The sequence below is a fragment of the Sphingopyxis sp. BSN-002 genome, assembly GCF_022024275.1.
GTDB lineage: Bacteria > Pseudomonadota > Alphaproteobacteria > Sphingomonadales > Sphingomonadaceae > Sphingopyxis.
Genome location: NZ_CP091804.1, coordinates 3,478,474 through 3,494,209, shown reverse-complemented (window position 1 = coordinate 3,494,209; position 15,736 = coordinate 3,478,474). Strand labels below are relative to the sequence as shown.

The window sequence follows — 15,736 nt, the reverse complement described above, 5'->3', positions numbered from 1 at the left end:
CATCACACGCCGAGATCCGCCCGCACCGCGCGGGGATCGCTCCAGGCCTCGACCAGTTTCGCAAGCTCGGCATCTTCGGCAGGCAGGTCGATCATCAGCCGGACGAGCTGGTCGCCGCGCCCGCCGCTCTTCTGGCTGAAACCCTTGCCCTTCAGACGCATGACCTTGCCCGACGTCGAGCCGGCGGGAATCGACAGCATGACCGGGCCGTCGACCGTCGGCACCTTGACCTTCGCGCCCTTGACCGCCTCGTTCAGCGTGATCGGCAGGTCGAGGCGGATATTGTCGCCCTCGCGCTCGTAAAAGGGATGATCCTTGACGGTGATCGTGACGATGCCGTCGCCATTGCCGCCCGGGCCGGCCTGCCCCTTGCCCGCGAGGCGCATCTGCGTCCCCGTTTCGACGCCGGCGGGCAGCTTGAGGTCGATCGTCTTGCCATCGGCGAGCGTGATGCGCTGCATCGCCTGCGTCGCCGCATCGACGAAAGATACCGACAGGCGATACGCGACATTCGCACCCTTGGCCGGCGGCGCGCTGCGGCCGCCGAAGCCGCCGAACGGCCCGCCGCCACCGCCGCCGCGTCCGCCGAACAGCCCTTCGAAAATATCGCCGAAGTCGGCGCCGTCGGTGCCGAAGCCACCGAAACCGCCCTGCTGGCCGCCGCGCGGGTCACCGCGGAAACCGCCGCCGCCATAACCGAAAGGCATCGCCGGATTGCCCTCGCCGTCGATCTCGCCGCGGTCGAATTGCCCGCGCTTCGTCTTGTCGGACAGCAGGTCATACGCCTTGGTCACGTCGGAGAATTTCTCCGACGCTTTCGGGTTGTCCTTGTTCTTGTCGGGATGCAACTCCTTGGCGAGCTTGCGGTACGCGGACTTGATTTCCGCCTCGGTCGCGCTCTTCGATACGCCAAGGGTGGTATAGGGATCGGCCATTCTGCTCCTGTAGCCCGATAAGTGACTGCCCGTGAAGGCCTGATTGGCTGGCGATGTGGGAACATCCGCCATCGGGGTCAAGTTCCCCGCTCGACCAGCAACGCCTGCCGGACTATGACGCAACGATGAGCGACGCCCCCTTTGCCCTGTTCGATAGCTGGTTTGCCGAAGCCCGGACAAGCGAACCCAATGACGCCAATGCGATGGCGCTTGCGACCAGCACGCCGGACGGCCGCCCGTCGTTGCGGATGGTGCTGCTGAAGGGGCATGGGCCCGACGGCTTCGTCTTCTATACCAATCTCGACAGCCGCAAGGGAGGCGAGCTGGCCGGGAACGCGCACGTCGCGCTGCTCTTCCACTGGAAATCGCTGCGCCGCCAGATTCGCATCGAAGGTGCGGTGACGCCGGTCGACGACGCCACCGCCGACGCCTATTTCGCGACCCGCAGCCGCGACAGCCAGCTCGGTGCCTGGGCAAGCGACCAGTCACGCCCGCTGGGTAGCCGCGAAACCTTCGAGGCGCGCTTTGCCGAAATGCAGGCGCGTTTCGACGGGCAGGACGTCCCGCGTCCGCCGCGCTGGTCGGGCTGGCGGGTCACGCCCGAGCGCATCGAGTTCTGGCAGGATCGCGAACATCGCCTGCATGAGCGTAACCTCTATGTGCGCGACGGCGAAAACTGGACGAAAGGACTTCTCTATCCATGAGTGCGCTCCGCTCGCTTCCGATCACGCGCGTCGATGCCTTCGCCGACCGCCCCTTCGCCGGCAATCCCGCCGCGGTCATGCCGCTCGAGGAATGGATGAGCGACGCGATGCTGCAGGCGATCGCGGCGGAGAATAATCTCTCCGAAACCGCCTTCCTCGTCGCCGACGAGAGCGGCGAGGCCGATTATGAGCTGCGCTGGTTCACGCCCACGGTCGAAGTCGCGCTGTGCGGCCACGCCACGCTGGCGAGCGGGCATGTTCTGCTCTCTGCGGCCCAATGGCGAAACGAGATGCGGTTCAGGACGCGCAGGGCAGGCATACTGCAGGTGACGCGGGGCGACGAGGATAATGAATATCACGTCCAGCTCCCCGCCTACCGCGCCGAAGCGAAACCGATGCCGGAGGCCGTGAAGGCCGTCGGCGGCGAGGTCGTCGAGACGCTGTGGCATGACGGCGGCTATGCGATCCTCGCCTATCATGGCGCCGAAGAGGTGCGCGCACTGACGCCCGATTTCGCCGCCCTCAAAAAGGGCGGAGACCGGATGTTCATCGCGACTGCGCCGGGCGCCGGCGATCCGTCGGGCGCCGATGTCGTAAGCCGCGTTTTCGTGCCGGGAGGCGGGATCGACGAGGACCCGGTGACCGGGTCGGCGCACGCCGTCCTGGCACCCTATTGGACCACGCGCCTGGGCCGCGATCATTTCGCCGCCTATCAGGCGAGCGCGCGGGGGGGCTATGTCGGCTGCCGGCTGACCGGCGAGCACGTCGAACTGACCGGCCGCTGCGTCACGACGCTGGCCGGCGAATTCCTCCTCTAGGGGCGTCGGCATGGGCATCCCGGGCCCCGCGTCGCACGCTCCTCGCCACAGCTTGGTGCGAAAGGAAAACCGGCACCCCGGGCAGTGGCGGGCAAGGATCATGTAACCGGTTGCATTGATCCGGGCGCCGCACTAGACCCTCCCCATAACGACAATCTTCCGGAAGAGGAAAATTCAGGATGGACGCACCCAGCCAGACGCCGGGCGCCGGCACGAAGTCGACCGCAATGGCGGCTTTTGCCGCGGTTACGGTGCTCTTTTTCGCCTGGGGCTTCATCACCTCGCTGATCGACCCGCTCGTTGCCGCCGTGAAGGGCATCTTCACGCTGAGCGATGCCGAGGCGCAATTGTCGGCGTCGGCCTTCTTCATCGCCTATGGCCTGATGTCCTTCCCCGCCGCAGCGCTGATCGCGCGTTTCCATTCGGTGCCGTCGATCCTGACCGCGCTGTCGACGATGGTCGCAGGCTGCCTCGTCATGCTCGCCGCGGCGAACCTCGCGGTCTATCCGCTGGTGCTCGCCGGGCTGTTCGTCCTCGCGAGCGGGATCACGATCCTGCAGGTCGCGGCGAACCCGCTCGCCGCCGCACTCGGCGACCCGAAACGCAGCCATTTCCGCCTGACCTTCAGCCAGACCTTCAACAGCTTCGGCACCTTCCTCGGCCCGCTGATCGGCGCGCACCTGTTCCTGCAGGGCGTCGAGGTGAAGGAAGGTACGGTCGTCACCGACGCGGTGCGCGCGCAGGCCCTCGCCGGGATCGACGCCGCCTATTTCTGGATTTGCGGCCTGATCGCCGCGCTGGTCATCTTTTTCTGGGTCAGCCGCCGGATCGTCAATGAAGCCGTCCCGCCCGCTCCCCTCGGCACGCGCGCCGGCATGGGCGAGCTGATCCGCGAAGCCTTCGCCTCGCGCTGGGCCATGCTGGGCGGCCTTGCGATCTTTCTTTACGTCGGGGCCGAGGTCGCAATCGGCACCCATATGGCATTCCTCCTGAACGGCGACAGCGTCTGGGGGCAGTCCGACGCGGCGTTCGGCGTCCCCCTGCTCGGCTGGTTCATGGGCAGCGACGGTGTTTCCGGCGTCTCGTTGCAGGAAGCGACCAAGGCCGTGGCCTTCTATTGGGGCGGCGCGATGGTCGGACGGGCGATCGGTTCGGTATTGCTCGCCCGCATGCCCGCGGCGAAGCTGCTCACCGCTTTCACCGCTGCGGCTGCATTGCTCTGTCTTTATGTCGTCTTCGTCGGCGGGGTAAGCGGCGGCTTCGTCGCGCTGTCGATAGGCCTTTTCAACTCCATCATGTTCCCGGTCATCTTCTCGCTCACCCTCGAACGCTCCACCGCCCGCGCGGAAGCTGTATCGGGACTGCTTTGCACCGCAATCGTGGGTGGGGCGGCGATCCCTTATCTTACCGGCCAGCTGTCGGATGCCGTTGGCTATGGCGCGGCGCTGATCCTGCCTGCCGCCTGCTATGTCGCGCTCTGCATCTTCGCTGTCGCCGCCGGACGTGCACCGGTACGTCAGGCGAGCGCTGCCGCGACCGTGCACTGATGCCGCGGCTGCGCGACATCGCCCGCGCCGGCGGCCTGCCCTTCGCTGCGCTCGCGACCGCAGCGGCCAATCCCGTCGCCGCGCGCGATGACGTGACGCACAAGGTCTGCTCACCGAACGAACGCATCTGCTTCGCGCTGACGACCGAGAACGAGATTCCGACCTATAGCGTGACGCGCGACGGCAAGCCGGTGATCGCGCCCTCGCGCCTCGGCTTCATGCTCCGCGGCGACGGCAAGTTCGAGCATAGCACCGCGCTGGGCGATGCGACCTATGCCGAAGCCGATCGCACATGGGAGCAGCCGTGGGGCGAAAATCGCGTCACGCGCGAGAATTACCGCGAGATGCGCGTCCCGATCGTCGAGCTGATCGGCGGCAAGCGGCGGATCGACCTGATCGCGCGCGTCTTCGACAGCGGCGTCGGCTTCCGCTTCGCCTTCCCCGATCAGGAGCGGCTGAAGGACGTCCGGATCGACGAAGAGCTGACCGAGTTCAACATCGCGGGCGAGGCCGAGGCTTGGTGGATCACGGCGGGCGAGTGGAACCGCTACGAATATCTGTACAATCACACCCCCGCGAACCAGGTCGGCACCGCGCACACACCGATCACCTTCCGCCGCAAGGACGACGGGCTGCATATCGCGATCCACGAGGCGGCGCTGGTCGACTATGCCGCCTTCTGGCTGCAGCGGATCGACGGACAGCGCTTCCGCACTCGCCTTTCGAACTCGTCCGAACCGTCGAAGGTGCAGCGTACCGCACCTTTCGAAACGCCTTGGCGGACGATCATCATCGGCGACGACGCCCCCGGCCTCTATGCCTCGGCCGACATCATCCTGAACCTTAACGAGCCGAACAAGCTGGGCGATGTGAGCTGGGTCAAGCCGCTCAAATATGTCGGCATCTGGTGGGCGATGCACCTCGACCAGTGGAGCTGGAACAGCGGGCCGAAGCACGGCGCGACCACCGAACATGCAAAGCAGTACATCGATTTCGCCGCGAAGCACGGTTTCGACGCGGTGCTGATCGAGGGGTGGAACACGGGCTGGGACGGCAACTGGATCGGCGACCATGGCCGCAATTTCAACTTCGCCGAGGCCTATCCCGATTTCGACATGGACAAGGTCGCAGCCTATGCGAAGTCGAAGGGCGTCGCGATCATGGGGCACCATGAAACCGCGGGCAATTCGGGGCTCTATGCCGAGCAGCTCGACGCGACGATGGACTATTATGCGAAGCATGGCGTGCCGTCGGTCAAGACCGGCTATGTCGCCGATGCGGGCGGCGTGCTGCACAAGGATGCGAGCGGCAACGAAATCTGGGACTGGCACGACGGCCAGTGGCAGTCGCGGCACCATCTGGAGGTCGTGCTCGCGGCCGCCAAGCGCCATATCTCGATCAACGCGCACGAGCCGATCAAGGACACCGGGCTGCGCCGCACCTACCCCAACTGGGTCAGTCGCGAAGGCGCGCGCGGCATGGAATATCAGGCGTGGGGCGACCCGCCAAACCCGCCCGAGCATGAAACCAACCTCGCCTTCACGCGGATGCTGTCGGGGCCGATGGACTTCACCCCCGGCATCGTCAGCCTGACCGGCAAGGGCGGGCGTGAAATCCCGTCGACGCTCGCGCGGCAGCTCGCCAATTTCGTGGTGATCTACAGCCCGGTGCAGATGGCGGCCGATCTGCCCGAGAATTACGAAAAGCACCCCGACGCGTTCGAGTTCATCAAGCGCGTCCCCGCCGACTGGGAGCAGACGCGCGTGCTCGCGGGCGCAGTCGGCGACTATGCCGTGTTCGCGCGGCAGCGGCGCGGCGGACAGGACTGGTATGTCGGCGGCGTCACCGACGAGCAGGCGCGCGAGCTGACGATCGACTTCGCCTTCCTGCCGAAGGGCAAGAGCTATCGCGCGAAAATCTGGCGCGACGGCCCCGGCGGCGGCGTGGGCGGCGACCGCTTTGCGATGACTGTCGAGGAAAAGACCGTCACTGCGGCGACGAAACTCCCCGTCCGTATGGAAGCCGGCGGCGGCTTCGCCATCGCGCTGACCCCGGCGCGCTGACCGATGGCGGCGCTTACGATCCGCGATGCACGGAAGAATTTCGGCGATACCGAAGTGCTGAAGGGCGTGTCGATCGACGTCGCCGACGGCGAATTCGCTGTGATCGTCGGCCCCTCGGGCTGCGGCAAATCGACCCTGCTGCGTTCGGTCGCGGGGCTTGAGGAACTGACCGCGGGCTCGATCATGATCGGCGAGCGCGACGTGACCGCCCTGCCCCCGTCGGATCGCGGCATTGCGATGGTGTTCCAGAGCTACGCGCTCTATCCGCACCTGACGGTGTACGAGAATATGGCCTTCGGGCTGAAGATCGCGAAGGCCGACAAGGCCACGATCGACGAAGCGGTGCGCCGCGCCGCCGCGATCCTGAACATCGAAGCCTTGCTCGACCGCAAGCCCGCCGCGCTCTCGGGCGGGCAGCGGCAGCGCGTCGCGATCGGCCGCGCGATCGTGCGCCAGCCGCAGATCTTCCTGTTCGACGAGCCGCTGTCGAACCTCGACGCCGACCTTCGCGTGCGCATGCGCTACGAATTCGCCAGCCTGCACCGCCAGCTCGGCACGACGACGCTCTATGTTACGCACGATCAGGTCGAGGCGATGACGCTCGCCGACCGCATCATCGTGCTCCGCGAAGGACGGATCGAACAGGTCGGCACCCCGCGCGATCTGTACGAGCGTCCGGCGAACATCTTCGTCGCGCAGTTCCTCGGAACGCCGCGCATGAACATCATGCCTGCCGTGGTGACAGGCGGAAGGCGGGCAACGCTCGCGGACGGGCGCAGCATCGCCCTGCCCTCCATAATCCCGCCGCTTGCCGAGGATGCGCCGGTCTCGATCGGCATCCGGCCCGAGGATATCGCGATCGGCGACGCGCCCGGCGCACTGCCCTTCACGATCCGCTTCATCGAACGGCTTGGCGGCCTCGCAACCGTGCATCTCGGCGGGCGCGAGGGCGACGAACCGGTCGCGTGCCAGCTCCGCGACGACGGCAGACTCGCCGAGGGCGATCAGGTCGCCGCGCTGTTTCCGCCTGATCGCCTGCACCTCTTCGACGGCGACGGCCTCGCGCTTCGCACGGGCGGCGCCGAATGATCTTGCATCGCGATCTTGTAACCGGTTACCGTATCGCGCCGCGGCGACGGCACGCTTTCAGGCGGTAGGGGCGACGGATATGGCGACGTTGAGGGATGTGGCGCGCGAGGCAGGCGTATCGGTCGCAACAGCGTCGCGCGCGATCAACGGGCTCGGCAACGTCACCGGCCCAACACGCGATGCGGTGCTGGCGGCGGTCAAAAAGCTCAATTTTGTTCCCCACAGCGGTGCGCGCAGCCTGACGCGCAAGAAGACCGACACCGTCGGCGTGATCCTGCCCGACCTGTTCGGCGAGTTCTTCTCCGAGATCATTCGCGGCATCGACCTGGTCGCGCATGAATCGGGGATGCACCTGCTGCTCGGCAACATGCACGGCAGCGCGCACGAAACCGCCGCCGCAGTCGCCTCGATGCGCGGGCGCGTCGACGGGCTGCTGATCATGCCGCCCGACATGAAGCCCGAGCTGCTCGCAGGCCACCTCGACCCCGCACTGCCGACGGTCCTGCTCAACTATGACGCCGGTCCACTCGACGTCCCGTTCGTTGCCGTCGACAATTATCATGGCGCCTATGCGATGACCGAGGCGCTGCTCGACCGCGGCGCGCGGCAGGTCGTCCATATCGCGGGACCGAAGCACAACCGCGACGCGCGCGACCGCCAGCGCGGCTTCGTCGACGCGATGGCGAAGATCGCCAAGGAACGCAGCCCGGTGATCCTGCCCGGCGACTTTTCCGAAGAAGCGGGCGCCGAGGCGGCGCGCCTGCTGATCCAGGGCCAGCTTCCCGCCGACGCAGTGTTCGCGTCGAACGACCTGATGGCGGTCGGCTGCATCCACCAGCTTGGCGAAGCGGGGCTTTCGGTGCCGCGCGACATCATGGTCGCGGGTTTCGACGACATCCCGCTCGCGCGCCACGTCTCCCCGGCGCTGTCGACGATGCAGGTCAAGATCGACCGGCTCGGCTCGACCGCGATGATGTTGCTGCTTCGCCTGCTGCGCGGCGAGACGCTTGGCGCGGCAAGCGCGAACATCCTGACCCCGACGCTGATCGCGCGCGGCACGACCGCGGGCCCGGTGGGGCTGGCTGCGGTTGCGAAGGCGGTTGCGGCGGAGCGCGAGGCCGAGTGATGCCAAAGGTGCGCCGCCTGTGGAGCTGACGCGGCGCCAGATGACAGGCGCGCTCGCTGCGCTGCCCCTGCTCCCCATGCTGGGTGGATGCGGTGCACGCGGCGGCGACGGGCTGACCGTGTGGGCGATGGGGAATGAGGCGGCGCATCTGCCCGCGCTGCTCGATACACTGAAGCTGCCTGCGTCGATGCCCAAGATCAGCGTCCAGCCGCTCCCCTGGACCGCGGCACACGAGAAATTGCTCACCGGCTTCGCGGGCGGCTCGCTCCCGGCGATCGGACAGGTCGGTAACAGCTGGATCGCCGAGATGGCGGCGATCGGCGCGATCGCGCCGGTGCCTGCATCGGCCGAGCATCTGCTGACTGACCAGTTCCCCGCCGTCGTCGATACCAACCGCATCGCGGGCAAGACCTGGGCCGTGCCCTGGTATGTCGACACGCGGCTGCAATTCTACCGCAAGGACCTGTTCGCGCGCGCGGGCTATGCCGCGCCGCCGCTCATCTGGAGCGAATGGAAGGCGGCGCTGCACAAGGTGAAGGCGCTCGCCGGACCGGGCAATTATGCCGTGCTGCTACCGGTCAACGAGTTCGAGCAATTGCTGACCATCGCGCTGTCGGCCGGCGCGCGATTGCTGCGCGACAACGGATCGCGCGGCGCCTTCGCCGATCCCGAGTTCAAGGCGGCGCTCGCCTTCTACAAATCACTGTTCGACGAGAAGCTCGCACCGGTTGCATCGGCGACGCAGATCTCGAATATCTGGGACGAGTTCGCGAAGGGCTTCTTCAGCATCTTCACCTCGGGCCCGTGGACGATTGGCGACATGAAAAGCCGCCTCACGCCCGCGATGCAGGACAAATGGGGCACCGCGCCCAATCCCGGGCCGCAGGGCATCGGATCGGCCGCGCCGGGCGGATCGAGCCTCGTCGTCTTTGCCGGGACCGCAAGGCCCGACGCGGCTTGGGACATCGTGTCGCGGCTGCTCGCGCCGTCGGCACAGCTCAGCTTCCAGAAACTCACTGGCGACCTTCCCGCGCGCCGTTCGGTATGGGCCGACGCGGGCCTTGCAAGCGACCCGATCGTCGCGCCCTTTGCGACGCAGCTCGACCGCGCGACCGCGCTGCCCAAGGTTCCCGAATGGGAGCGCATCGTCACCGAGATGCAGATCGTCGCCGAGCGCATGGTGCGCGGCGAATTCGCCGTCGATGCCGCGGCGAAAGAGATCGACCGCCGCGCCGACCGCCTGCTCGAAAAGCGGCGCTGGATGCTTGAAAAAGGACAGGCACTTTGAGCACGATCGGGCGCCAGAGCGAAGCTCGCGCCGGCTGGGGCATGAGCGCGCCCGCGCTGACCGCGATCGTCATTTTCTTCGTGGTCCCCGCGCTGGCGTCGCTGGTACTGAGCTTCACCGATTTCGACATCTACGCCCTCGCCGACCTTAGCAACCTCCGCTTCGTGGGTTTCCAGAATTACGAACGGCTTATTGAAAATCCGCTGTTCTGGAAGGCGATGGGCAACACGCTCTGGTTCGTCGTCCTCGGCGTGCCCTTCGTTGTCGGCCTGTCGCTGTTCGCCGCGATGCTCGTCAATTCGCGCTGGCTCAAATGGCGTCCGGTGTGGCGTGTCGCGCTGTTCGCGCCCTATGTGACGACGCTCGTCGCAACCGCGGTGGTGTGGCGCTATCTGCTCCACACGCGCTACGGGCTCGTCAATTATCTGCTCTCGCTGTTCGGCATCGCGCCGGTCGACTGGCTCGGCGATCCGCACGCCTCGCTGCCCGCGATCCTGATCTTCGTCGGGTGGAAGACCTTCGGCTATAATATGATCATCTTTCTCGCCGCGCTGCAGACCGTGCCGCGCGAGTTGGAAGAAGCCGCGCGGATCGACGGCGCCGGCTGGTGGACGCGCCTCCGCCACGTCACCCTGCCCGCGATCGCGCCGACGGTGTTGCTCGTCTCGGTGCTGACCGTCGCGGCGATGTTCCAGCTCTTCGCCGAACCCTATGTGATGACGCAGGGCGGCCCCGCCCAGTCGACCGTCACCATCCTCTATTTCATGTACGAGGAGGGGTTCAAATGGTGGAACCTCGGCTCGGGCGCGGCGGTCGCCTTCCTGCTCTTCCTCTGCATTCTCGCGGTGACGCTCGTACAGCTCAAGCTCGCGAAGCGCGGGGGTGCGATATGAGCCTTCGCCGCTGGACCGTCACCCTGCTCGCCGCATTCGTCGCGCTGCTCACCATCGCGCCGCTGCTGTGGATGGTGTCCGTCAGCTTCATGGCGCGCGGGGAGGCGTCGCAATTCCCGCCGCCACTGCTCCCCGACAGCCCGACGCTCGACAATTACCGGATGCTGTTCGGCACCTTCGGGGTCGGGCGCTTCCTTGCGAACAGCGTGCTGGTGTCGACGCTCGCGACGATCCTCGCCCTGCTGTTCACCGTACCCGCCGGATACGCCTTCGCGAAGCTGCGCTTCAGGGGCCGCGACGCGACCTTCCGCATGCTCGTCGCGGCGCTCGTCGTGCCGGGGCAGATCGGGATGCTGCCGCTGTTTCTCGAACTGAAGGCGATGGGGCTCGTCAACAGCTACGCCGGTGCGCTCGTACCGTGGCTCGCGGGCATCTTCGGCATCTTCCTCGTCCGCCAATATTGCCTGTCGATCCCCGACGAGATGCTTGAGGCGGCGCGTATCGACGGCGCGAGCGAGGGGCAGATATTGCGCCGCGTCGTGCTGCCGATCCTGACCCCGATCATCGTCACGCTGGCACTGTTCGTCTTCCTTGCGAGCTGGAACGACTTCATGTGGCCGCTGATCATCCTAGCTGACCAGAATCTCTACACGCTCCCCGTCGCGCTCGCCGCGATGAGCCGCGAGCATGTGCAGGATAATGAGCTGATGATGGCGGGCGCGGTCGTCACCACCCTGCCGGTGCTGATCCTCTTCCTCGCGCTGCAGCGCTTCTATCTGAGCGGCCTCCTGACCGGGAGCGTCAAGGGATGACCATGAAACGACTGAAAATCGCCGCGCTGGCGGCACTCGCCCTCACCCTCTCTCCTCCGGCAATGGCGCAGATGACCGACGGACAAAGCCCGCAACCCGCGATCGAGGCGGGCAATTATCCGTACCAGCTTTTCCTGCCGCGCGGCTATTCGGCCGACAAGGCGAAGCAGTGGCCGTTGCTGATCTTCCTTCACGGATCGGGCGAGCGCGGCGACGACGTCGCAAAGGTCAAGGTGCACGGCCCGCCGAAGATCGCCGATCGCGATCCCGACTTTCCCTTCGTCCTCGTCTCGCCGCTGCTCGGGACCGATCAGGACTGGGATATCGAAAAGCTCGACCGGCTGGTCGATTATGCGGCCAAGAAGTTCCGCATCGACCCGTCGCGCATCTATCTGACCGGGCTCAGCCGCGGCGGTCACGCGAGCTGGCGCTGGGTCGTCGCCGAGCCGACGCGCTTCGCCGCGGTCGCGCCGGTCGCCGGGCGCGGCGATCCCGGCGGCGCGTGCCGGATCATGGACCTGCCCGTCTGGGCCTTCCACGGCGACCGCGACGATGTCGTGCTGCCCGAGGGCAGCTTCAACATGGCGCGCGCGATCCGCGCCTGCGGCGGCCGCAAGGCGCGCCTCACCGTCTATCCCGACCTCGGCCACAATGCCTGGGACCCCGCCTATGACGATCCCGCGCTTTACGCGTGGCTCCTCGAACACCGCCTCCCCGCGAAGGACAAGAAATGACCAAGACGCCTTTCCCCGACAATTTCCTGTGGGGCGCCGCGACCGCCGCCTATCAGATCGAGGGCTCGCCGCTCGCCGACGGCGCGGGCGCCAGCATCTGGCAGCGCTTTACACACGACCCGCGGCTGATGGCCGCGCCGGGCGACACCGGCGACGTCGCGTGCGACCATTATAACCGCATGGAAAGCGATGTCGCACTGATGCGCGAACTCGGGCTGCAGGCGTATCGCTTCAGCGTCAACTGGGGCCGCGTGCTGCCCGAGGGGACCGGCCGGGTGAACGACAAGGGACTCGATTTCTACAAGCGCCTCGTAGACACCCTGCTCAAGCAGGGCATCGAGCCGCTGCTGACGCTGCACCATTGGGACCTGCCCGTCGCGCTCGACGATCGCGGCGGCTGGCTCAACCGCGACAGTGCCGACTGGTTCGCCGACTATGCGAGCGTCATGTACCGCGCGCTCGACGGGCTGGTGACCAAATGGGTCACGCTGAACGAACCGTGGGTGATCACCGACGGCGGCTATCTCCACGGCGCGCTCGCGCCGGGGCACCGCAACATGTTCGAGGCACCGATCGCGACGCACAATCTGATGCGCTCGCACGGCAAGGCCGTGCAGGCCTATCGCGCCGAAGGGGCGCACGAGATCGGCCTCGTCGTCAACATCGAACCCAAATATCCGGCGACCGACAGTGCCGAGGATGTTGCCGCCACCGCCCGCGCGCACGCCTATATGAACCGCCAGTATCTCGACCCGGCGCTCAAGGGCTCCTATCCCGAAGAGCTGAAGGAAATCTTCGGCGAGGCATGGCCCGAATGGTCGGCAGACGATCTAAAAGACATCAACCAACCGGTCGATTTCATTGGCATAAATTACTATACGCGCAACGTCGTCAAACACGACCCGAACCAGTGGCCACAGCAGGCCGCGCCGGTGAAACAGATCGCGACCCACACCACGACCGACTGGGAAGTCTATCCCCCCGCGATGACCGACATGCTCGTCTGGTTCCGCGACACCTATGGCAACATCCCGCTCTACATCACCGAAAACGGCGCCGCCTTCTACGACCCCCCGACCGCCGGTCCCGACGGGATCGACGACCCGCTGCGCTGCGACTATTTCCGCACGCATATCGCGGCAATCGGCGATGCGATCGCCAAGGGCGTCGATGTGCGCGGCTATATGGCGTGGTCGCTGCTCGACAATCTCGAATGGTCGCTCGGCTATTCGAAGCGCTTCGGGATCGTCCATGTCGATTACCAGACGCAGGTTCGGACGCCGAAGCGGAGCGCGCGCTTCTATTCGGAGATCATCGCGGCGAACGGCGCGAATCTCTGATGCGCTGGCTGGCGCTGCTGCTTGCCGCTTTGCTTGCGTTGCCGGTGGCGGCGAAGGCGCGTGCCGACCGATATGGCGTGATGACGTACAATATCCGGCTCGATATCGCATCGGACGGCGACGATGCGTGGGTGCATCGGCGGACAGCGCTGACCAGCCTCGTCGCCTATTATGCGCCCGACCTCGTCGGGATGCAGGAAGTGCTGCTGGGTCAGAAGCGCGATATCGAGGCCGACCTGCCGGGTTATTCCTTCGTCGGAGTCGCGCGCGACGACGGCAAGGACAAGGGCGAATTCTCGCCGCTCGGCTATCGCCGCGACCGCTTCGCGCTCGTCGCCTCCGGCACCTTCTGGCTCTCCCCCACCCCCGATGTTCCCGGCAAGGGCTGGGACGCCGCCTATCCGCGCGTCGCGAGCTGGGCGCGGCTGACCGACAAGGCGGGCAAGCGCAGCCTGCTCGTCGTCAACACGCATATGGACCATGTCGGGCTGACCGCACGTCTGGAGGGTGCCAAGCTGATCCGGAGCTGGATCGCCGGGCATCGCAAGGCGGGCGACACGGTGGTGCTGATGGGCGATTTCAACAGCCCGACCGGTAGCCCGGCATATGCCGCGATTGCCGAAGCCGGCGCTGATGCACTGCGCGATACTCTGACCATCACCCGCACGCCGCATTTCGGCCCGCTCGGCACCTTCACGGCGTTCAAGGTCGACCAGGTCGAGCCTTCCCCGATCGACCATATCTTCGTGAGCGACGGCGTGACCGTGCTGCGCCACGCGACGCTGACGCAGCAGACGGGCGGCAAGCTGCCCTCGGACCATTATCCGGTGCTCGCCGACCTTTGCGTCGGCAAGGGTTGCTGATCAGTCGGTTTTCGCCTTATCGAGCCAGCCGCCGGTGAAACCGATCCGCTTCAACCCGCGCACGATGTGCGGATTCTTGCGCATCACCTTCCACACCAAGCCGCTGCGGTGGTTTTCCATCATCGTCAGGATCGGCCCCTGATCGATGCCGAGATAGTCGTTCGCCATCCAGCCTTGCGCGGGATCGATCGTGCCGTCCCCTGACGTCGCGCCCGCAAAGGTGAAGCTGGGGTTGAAGGCGTCCTTGAAGCCGTAGCGCGTGTATAGCCGTTCGCCATATTGCGTACGCATCGCCATCAACGCCGGGATCGCCACCTCGGGTGCAAAGGCAACCGAACCGCCGGCGGCGGTCGGAACGACCGTGCCGTCATCGACGACGCGGATCGCGCTGACCCCGCGCGCCATATAGCCATTGAAGGCTCGCGACGTGCCGTTGACGCGATACTGGCCCTCGGAATATCCGGGTCCGTCCGACGCGGTCCAGCCCCAGATGTCGGCGCCGTAGCCGACCCATTTGTTCGGGTTGGCCGCACCATAGGCGCGCTGCGCGAGCGTCGCGCGGCGGCTGTTCTCGAAATAGTCGATGCCCTTGCCGCGCATGAATGCGTCCTGGATTCCCCGGAAATCGACCCAGACATGGCTGTACTGGTGGCCGAAGAGCGGCTCGAACTGCAGATGCTGCTGGCCGTAGAACGTGCCCCAGTCCTTTTCGAGGTCGGCCGCCCAGCCCCTGTCCCACGCATCCCTGTCGACGGCGTGTGTCGGCGAACCGAGCGCGAGCACATAGACGAGCATGCCCTCGTTATACCCGACCCAGTCGTGGCTCTCCCACCCCTTCTCGGGCTTCCAGCCCATGGTGATGGCATGCGAGTTGCGAAGGTTATCGGCCTGCGTACCCGTGGTGTTCCGCTGCGCCCAGCGCCAGTCGACGCGCGTATAGATTTTCTCGGCGAGGTCGCGGATCTCGGCCTCGACCGGGTCGTTGCGGTCGTAATAGCTCTGCGCGAAAAGAACGCCGCCAAGGAACAGGCTGGTGTCGACGGTCGACAACTCGACATTGCGGAAACGCGTGCCGTCGTCGTTCTTCAGGAAGTGATAGTAGAAGCCCTTGTAGCCGGCGTTGCCGGCGGCTTCGGGCCCCTGCGGCGCGGTCCAGTAAAAGCGCAGGCAGTCGCGCGTGCGGTTTGCCGCCTCGGCGCGGGGCACATAACCGCGCTCGGCGCCGATGCCATAGGCGGTCAGTGCGAAACCCGTCGCGGCGATCGACGAGAAGGGATTGCTCGGCCAGCGGTCGGGCGCGAGGCAGCGCTCGGTATCGGTCGTATCCCAGAAATAGCGGAAGGTCCGCTCGGTCAATTCTTCGGAAAAGGCCGCCTCGCTCATCGGCGCCAGAGCGGCAGTAGCGGGCGACGGCATCGCGGAGGAGGCAGGGTTGGCGGTGCAGGCGGCGGTCAACGCCACGAGAGGCAAGGCGAACGCCCCGATCCGGAACGACATTGCAAACTCCAAAAAGAAAGACGCCCG

At 66.2% G+C, this 15,736-nt stretch carries 14 protein-coding genes; 12 read left to right on the top strand and 2 right to left on the bottom strand.

From position 1 onward, the window contains the following. Nucleotides 1–2 precede the first annotated feature (2 nt). Nucleotides 3–935 carry a J domain-containing protein gene (locus L7H23_RS17270; RefSeq protein ID WP_237837099.1) on the bottom strand — a complete coding sequence of 311 codons (933 nt, stop codon included), beginning with the start codon at nt 933–935 and terminating at the stop codon, nt 3–5. A 125-nt stretch (nt 936–1,060) separates the two neighbouring features. Between L7H23_RS17270 and pdxH the strand changes: the two genes are divergently transcribed. The 12 genes from pdxH to L7H23_RS17210 all read left to right on the top strand — a co-directional run bounded on the left by pdxH (nt 1,061) and on the right by L7H23_RS17210 (nt 14,212). After that, nucleotides 1,061–1,639, top strand: a complete 579-nt coding sequence (gene pdxH / locus L7H23_RS17265) for a pyridoxamine 5'-phosphate oxidase (RefSeq protein WP_237837098.1) — start codon at nt 1,061–1,063, stop codon at nt 1,637–1,639. Further along, nucleotides 1,636–2,457, top strand: a complete 822-nt coding sequence (locus L7H23_RS17260; RefSeq protein WP_237837097.1) for a PhzF family phenazine biosynthesis protein — start codon at nt 1,636–1,638, stop codon at nt 2,455–2,457. The genes pdxH and L7H23_RS17260 overlap by 4 nt, the downstream gene beginning before the upstream one ends. A gap of 179 nt (nt 2,458–2,636) precedes the next feature. Further along, a complete protein-coding gene (locus L7H23_RS17255) occupies nt 2,637–4,004 on the top strand; it encodes an MFS transporter (protein ID WP_237837096.1) in 1,368 nt (455 codons plus the stop codon). Beyond that, nucleotides 4,004–6,067, top strand: a complete 2,064-nt coding sequence (locus L7H23_RS17250) for a glycoside hydrolase family 97 protein (protein ID WP_237837095.1) — start codon at nt 4,004–4,006, stop codon at nt 6,065–6,067. Before L7H23_RS17255 ends, L7H23_RS17250 begins: the two co-directional genes overlap by 1 nt. Before the next feature lie 3 nt (nt 6,068–6,070). Beyond that, on the top strand, nt 6,071–7,156 hold the full coding sequence (ugpC, locus tag L7H23_RS17245) for a sn-glycerol-3-phosphate ABC transporter ATP-binding protein UgpC (protein WP_237837094.1): 1,086 nt from the start codon (nt 6,071–6,073) through the stop codon (nt 7,154–7,156). A 79-nt stretch (nt 7,157–7,235) separates the two neighbouring features. Continuing rightward, nucleotides 7,236–8,282 carry a LacI family DNA-binding transcriptional regulator gene (locus tag L7H23_RS17240; protein WP_237837093.1) on the top strand — a complete coding sequence of 349 codons (1,047 nt, stop codon included), beginning with the start codon at nt 7,236–7,238 and terminating at the stop codon, nt 8,280–8,282. 19 nt (nt 8,283–8,301) lie between these two features. Further along, nucleotides 8,302–9,570 carry an extracellular solute-binding protein gene (locus L7H23_RS17235; protein ID WP_237837092.1) on the top strand — a complete coding sequence of 423 codons (1,269 nt, stop codon included), beginning with the start codon at nt 8,302–8,304 and terminating at the stop codon, nt 9,568–9,570. Then, on the top strand, nt 9,567–10,463 hold the full coding sequence (locus L7H23_RS17230) for a sugar ABC transporter permease (RefSeq protein WP_237837091.1): 897 nt from the start codon (nt 9,567–9,569) through the stop codon (nt 10,461–10,463). The genes L7H23_RS17235 and L7H23_RS17230 overlap by 4 nt, the downstream gene beginning before the upstream one ends. Continuing rightward, nucleotides 10,460–11,275: a carbohydrate ABC transporter permease gene (locus L7H23_RS17225; RefSeq protein WP_237837090.1), complete on the top strand. Its 816-nt coding sequence runs from the start codon at nt 10,460–10,462 to the stop codon at nt 11,273–11,275. Before L7H23_RS17230 ends, L7H23_RS17225 begins: the two co-directional genes overlap by 4 nt. Nucleotides 11,276–11,277: 2 nt before the next feature. After that, nucleotides 11,278–12,009, top strand: coding sequence for a hypothetical protein (locus tag L7H23_RS17220; RefSeq protein ID WP_237837089.1), 732 nt, complete (start codon nt 11,278–11,280; stop codon nt 12,007–12,009). Next, nucleotides 12,006–13,349, top strand: coding sequence for a GH1 family beta-glucosidase (locus tag L7H23_RS17215; RefSeq protein ID WP_237837088.1), 1,344 nt, complete (start codon nt 12,006–12,008; stop codon nt 13,347–13,349). Before L7H23_RS17220 ends, L7H23_RS17215 begins: the two co-directional genes overlap by 4 nt. After that, nucleotides 13,349–14,212 carry an endonuclease/exonuclease/phosphatase family protein gene (locus L7H23_RS17210; RefSeq protein ID WP_237837087.1) on the top strand — a complete coding sequence of 288 codons (864 nt, stop codon included), beginning with the start codon at nt 13,349–13,351 and terminating at the stop codon, nt 14,210–14,212. Before L7H23_RS17215 ends, L7H23_RS17210 begins: the two co-directional genes overlap by 1 nt. Here the strand turns inward: L7H23_RS17210 and L7H23_RS17205 are convergent, their stop codons facing one another. Then, nucleotides 14,213–15,709 (bottom strand): glucoamylase family protein, encoded by a 1,497-nt coding sequence (locus L7H23_RS17205; protein WP_237837086.1) that lies wholly within the window; start codon nt 15,707–15,709, stop codon nt 14,213–14,215. It abuts the gene before it with no gap. Nucleotides 15,710–15,736: the final 27 nt, after the last annotated feature.

Bases quoted from the DNA above. Each gene is read 5' to 3' on its own strand.
- L7H23_RS17270 (WP_237837099.1), bottom strand. From the start codon at position 935: ATGGCCGATCCCTATACCACCCTTGGCGTATCGAAGAGCGCGACCGAG.
- pdxH (WP_237837098.1), top strand. From the start codon at position 1,061: ATGAGCGACGCCCCCTTTGCCCTGTTCGATAGCTGGTTTGCCGAAGCC.
- L7H23_RS17260 (WP_237837097.1), top strand. From the start codon at position 1,636: ATGAGTGCGCTCCGCTCGCTTCCGATCACGCGCGTCGATGCCTTCGCC.
- L7H23_RS17255 (WP_237837096.1), top strand. From the start codon at position 2,637: ATGGACGCACCCAGCCAGACGCCGGGCGCCGGCACGAAGTCGACCGCA.
- L7H23_RS17250 (WP_237837095.1), top strand. From the start codon at position 4,004: ATGCCGCGGCTGCGCGACATCGCCCGCGCCGGCGGCCTGCCCTTCGCT.
- ugpC (WP_237837094.1), top strand. From the start codon at position 6,071: ATGGCGGCGCTTACGATCCGCGATGCACGGAAGAATTTCGGCGATACC.
- L7H23_RS17240 (WP_237837093.1), top strand. From the start codon at position 7,236: ATGGCGACGTTGAGGGATGTGGCGCGCGAGGCAGGCGTATCGGTCGCA.
- L7H23_RS17225 (WP_237837090.1), top strand. From the start codon at position 10,460: ATGAGCCTTCGCCGCTGGACCGTCACCCTGCTCGCCGCATTCGTCGCG.
- L7H23_RS17220 (WP_237837089.1), top strand. From the start codon at position 11,278: ATGAAACGACTGAAAATCGCCGCGCTGGCGGCACTCGCCCTCACCCTC.
- L7H23_RS17215 (WP_237837088.1), top strand. From the start codon at position 12,006: ATGACCAAGACGCCTTTCCCCGACAATTTCCTGTGGGGCGCCGCGACC.
- L7H23_RS17210 (WP_237837087.1), top strand. From the start codon at position 13,349: ATGCGCTGGCTGGCGCTGCTGCTTGCCGCTTTGCTTGCGTTGCCGGTG.
- L7H23_RS17205 (WP_237837086.1), bottom strand. From the start codon at position 15,709: ATGTCGTTCCGGATCGGGGCGTTCGCCTTGCCTCTCGTGGCGTTGACC.